The following is a 4,315-nucleotide window of genomic DNA, read 5'->3' on the forward strand; positions in this document are numbered from 1 at the left end:
ATGCGATTAATACCAGTATTAAAGAGATCCAAAATGGCACCCGCCAGCCCCAGGATAGAAATTCTTCTGGAGTAAGGTAGCCTTGAAGTAAGGCAATTTGTAGTGTGGATACCAGGATTCCTAGTGGTCCCATAAGCTGCAGGAAGCTAGTCTTAAAGCCCCGATTTGAGTCACCGGCATGTTCTGTTAGATAGACTGCGCTACCGCCAATCTCACCACCTGCTGAGAGGCCCTGAAGCAATCTTAGGCCGACAAGCATGATGGGCGCCCAGATCCCAGCCTGGGCATAGGTCGGTAAAAATCCTACGCATACGGTTGCAATTCCCATGAGGGTAATGGTGATCATAAAGACAGGGCGCCTGCCAATGCGATCGCCGATACTGCCAAAAATAGCCGCTCCTATAGGCCTGACTATCATCCCGACTCCGAAGGTTGCTAGGCTAGCTAAAAGAGCAGTGCTGGGATCGCTAGAGGGAAAGAAGAGGGGGGCAAAGACAACTGCAAGAGTTGCAAAAGTCAAAAAGTCATACCACTCCAGAAATGTTCCAAAGCAGGCGGCAATGGCTACTTTTCTATAGGAATGCGATGAGGCTTTAGAGTCTGATGCGGTAGCAGCCAATTTTATTCTGCGTTTATTCTGAATCTGTTGAGGATTCAATCAGGGGTGCAGAGATATTTTTGCTAGGCTTAACGCCCAGTTCACGTACCTTCTCGGCAGTCCTAATGAGATTACCTTTGCCCGATTTCAACTTATTAAAGGCTTCGTGATAACTTGTTTGTGCTTGGTCTAAACGCTGGCCTAGCTTTTCAAGATCATCTACAAAGCCAACAAACTTATCGTAGAGCGTGCCACATTGCTTAGCAATTTCTAGTGCATTACGATTTTGTGAGTCTTGACGCCACAGGTGCGCAACAGTTCTCAGAGTTGCCATCAAAGTACTTGGGCAAACCAACACAATATTTTTAGCTAAAGCTTCTTGATAGAGATTTGGTGCAGTCTTGAGGGCCAATAAGAATGCTGTCTCAATCGGTACAAACATCAGCACAAAGTCTACCGAGCCAATTCCATATAAAGAGCTATAGTTCTTGCTAGAAAGCCCCTGAATGTGTTGCCTTAGCGACTGAATATGGGCTGCCAACTCTTGTTCTGAGACTGTCGGATCAGTTGCCTCAGCATGGCGTGAATACGCAGTGATAGAAACCTTACTATCGACTACCAGGCTTCTGCCCTCTGGCAGTTTTACGACAACGTCTGGCTGAAGACGTGAGCCATCAGTCTGAGTGTGACTATCTTGTACAAGGTATTCTTCGCCTTTTCGAAGGCCTGAAGACTCTAGAATGGATTCGAGTACTAACTCACCCCAATTACCTTGTACCTTTGAGTCGCCCTTGAGTGCTTGGGTCAGTGAGCGGGTCTCATCCGACATTCGCAAATTCAGATTGGCAAGACGTTCTATCTCGCCCTTGAGTGCAAAGCGCTCTCGAGCTTCATTGCCGTAGGAAGTATTTACCTGCTCTTTAAATTCTGAAAGCTTAGTTTGCAGTGGCTTTAGTAATGCATCTAGATTAGCGACATTTTGCTCTGTGAAGCGCTTAGACTTATCTTCCAGAATTTCATTAGCTAAATTTTTGAACTGATGAGTCAAAGCCTCTTTAGCCTCATTGAGGGATTCAATTCTCCCCAGGCCTTGCTTGCGCTCGGAATCTAGCTCTGCTTCAAGTCGAATTGCATTTTGTAAGGCTTGGTCTCTTTCAGAGCGCAAGCTGATAGTGATGGCGGCTTCTGCCTGCGCTTGTTGTTCGCTACGTTGAAGAGCAGATCTTAGATTAAGCGCATAAACCAAAAGGCCTGCGCATAAAACCAATGGCAGGCCAAACAGGAGAAGGGAGCTTAAGTCAAAAGTCACAAATGCAGTCTATGCAAGCTATTAAATCTTAGCCTTGTACTAACTTTTGCAGTTCACCACTTTGAAACATCTCGGTCATGATGTCAGAGCCACCAATGAATTCACCATTGATATAGAGCTGAGGAATAGTTGGCCAATTAGCAAATTCTTTAATACCCTGACGAATTTCTGCATCTTCTAATACGTTTACGGTATGAAGTTTATCTACGCCGCAGGTGCGCAAAATATTGACCGCATTTCCGGAGAAGCCACACTGAGGAAACTGGGCATTACCCTTCATAAACAATACAACAGGATGACTGCTAACGATTTCTTGAATTCTTGCTTGGGTGTCCATAATTTTCTTCCTGAATTGACGCTATAAGATGATCTTGAATTGCAACTAACAATAGGGTAATTTTAAGGGTATCTGCAGAAAAGGGTTAATTCCCTTTGGGGGTTTTAGAATCTTTTTCGCCCAGAAGCTGCACGGCTGTGGCCCGCTAAATCGAGGTGCGCCTGTACATCGATTAGGTCTGTCTCTTTCATTAGCTCCAGCACCGCTTCGGATTGATCAAAGCCATGCTCTACAACAATCAGCCCGCCAGGTTTCAGGTACTTATCTGCTCCGGCAATAATGATCTCTAGGCAGCTTAAGCCGCTGGCATAGTCGGTTAGCGCTGAAGGCGGCTCAAATCGGAGGTCCCCTTGAGTGAGGTGGGGATCCTGGTTAGCAATATAGGGTGGGTTGCTAACAATCACGTCAAACTGGTTTTGTGGGCTCACTGCCTCATACCAATTGCCTTGTGAAAACTGGACTTGCTCTGTCAGATTCAGAAAGTGGGCATTATGCTTAGCGATTGCTAGAGCCTCAGCTGATCGATCTGTTGCAAGCAGTGACGCCTGGGGTGCAGCACTAGCGATCGAAAGGGCGATAGCGCCGGAGCCAGTACCTAGATCTAACACTTTGGTGGGTTTATTGAGTTTGGCGATTTCACTAAGGGCAATCTCTACAAGAAGCTCAGTTTCTGGGCGAGGAATTAGTACCCCAGGCCCTACCTGTAATTCAATATTATGAAAACCCTTCTTACCCAAGATATACGCAATGGGCTCACCATTCATTCTTCTGGAGACTAGACTTTCCCATTCCTCAAAAGCTTGCTCATTCAGACGCATATCGTCGCGCGATAGGAGCGCAGAACGCGGGAGTTGATAGTGCCTCTCTAGTAGGTGGGCTAGCAATATCCGTGCCTCATTGGCTGGCAATGCGCAGTTGCTAATGAATTCTCGTAAAGACTGATTGATACTCATCTTGCTTGTATCAATTATCCCCAAGCGCTGCAAGAAGCTCTGCTTGATGTTCTGAAGCCAAAGCATTGCACAGATCATCTAAATCCCCATCCATCATGGCATCAATCTTATAGAGCGTGAGATTAATGCGGTGATCAGTAATCCGACCTTGAGGGAAGTTATAAGTGCGAATACGATCGCTGCGATCACCAGAGCCAATTAAAGATTTTCTGGTTTGCGCTTCGAGCTGATGTTTCTCACGTTCACGAGCATCCATGATGCGTGAGACCAGCACCTTCATCGCTTGCTCGCGATTGCGGTGTTGGCTACGGTCATCCTGACACTCAACCACTGTGCCTGTAGGTAGGTGTGTAATCCGAACTGCAGAATCAGTTTTATTAATATGCTGACCACCTGCACCTGAAGCCCTAAAAGTATCAATACGTAATTCGGCAGGATTTATTTTGACTGCTTCTAGTTCATCTGCTTCGGGCATAACTGCGACCGTGCAGGCTGAAGTATGAATACGGCCCTGAGTTTCTGTTTGAGGTACGCGTTGCACGCGATGTCCACCAGATTCAAACTTGAGGCGCGAGTAAACAGATTGGCCTACTAAGCGGAGAACAACTTCTTTATATCCACCCAGGTCAGATTCAGCAGCATTGACCACTTCAACCTTCCAGCCTTGGCGTTCAGCAAAGCGCGTATACATTCGGAGTAAGTCACCAGCAAAAAGTGCGCTCTCATCACCACCCGTACCTGCACGAATTTCTAAGAAGACATTGCGTTCATCGTTGACATCTTTGGGTAGCAAGAGTTTTTGTAGGACGCCCTCAAGCTCCTCCATAGTAGCTTGTGCTTGTTTTTGTTCTTCGTCGGCAAAGTCCTTCATCTCAGGATCTTTGCGCATCTCTTCAGCGGCTTGAGCATCAGCCTCAGCTTGTTTGTATAAGCCAAATTGCTCAACTACCATCGCAATATCAGAATGCTCGCGCGTGAGCTTCCGATAATTATCCATGTCTTTCGTGGACTCTTCGGTGGTTAATAGGGAATTGAGTTCGGCTAAGCGCGTGTCTAGGTGGTCTAGCTTAGCCCGCATGCTGGGCTTCATCTAATGGTCTTCTGGCTTGGAGTGCGAG

The 4,315-nt window shown here is 46.7% G+C and carries 5 protein-coding genes; all 5 read right to left on the bottom strand.

Annotation, left to right across the window (positions count from 1 at the left end):
• Nucleotides 1–619, bottom strand: a 619-nt coding sequence (locus B7Y67_RS11445; protein WP_293598753.1) for an MFS transporter, incomplete at its 3' end; no start/stop codon positions are given.
• Between the two features lie 13 nt (nt 620–632).
• Nucleotides 633–1,907, bottom strand: coding sequence for a DNA recombination protein RmuC (locus tag B7Y67_RS11450; protein WP_293598754.1), 1,275 nt, complete (start codon nt 1,905–1,907; stop codon nt 633–635).
• 28 nt (nt 1,908–1,935) lie between these two features.
• Nucleotides 1,936–2,244 (bottom strand): Grx4 family monothiol glutaredoxin, encoded by a 309-nt coding sequence (gene grxD / locus B7Y67_RS11455; protein WP_215302393.1) that lies wholly within the window; start codon nt 2,242–2,244, stop codon nt 1,936–1,938.
• Between the two features lie 104 nt (nt 2,245–2,348).
• On the bottom strand, nt 2,349–3,197 hold the full coding sequence (prmC, locus tag B7Y67_RS11460) for a peptide chain release factor N(5)-glutamine methyltransferase (RefSeq protein ID WP_293598755.1): 849 nt from the start codon (nt 3,195–3,197) through the stop codon (nt 2,349–2,351).
• Between the two features lie 10 nt (nt 3,198–3,207).
• Nucleotides 3,208–4,287, bottom strand: coding sequence for a peptide chain release factor 1 (gene prfA, locus B7Y67_RS11465; protein WP_216178803.1), 1,080 nt, complete (start codon nt 4,285–4,287; stop codon nt 3,208–3,210).
• Between the last annotated feature and the right edge of the window lie 28 nt (nt 4,288–4,315).

The organism is Polynucleobacter sp. 35-46-11 (genome assembly GCF_002281105.1).

Coding starts and splice junctions, on each gene's coding strand:
- prfA (WP_216178803.1), bottom strand. CDS start 4,287: ATGAAGCCCAGCATGCGGGCTAAGCTAGACCACCTAGACACGCGCTTA.
- prmC (WP_293598755.1), bottom strand. CDS start 3,197: ATGAGTATCAATCAGTCTTTACGAGAATTCATTAGCAACTGCGCATTG.
- grxD (WP_215302393.1), bottom strand. CDS start 2,244: ATGGACACCCAAGCAAGAATTCAAGAAATCGTTAGCAGTCATCCTGTT.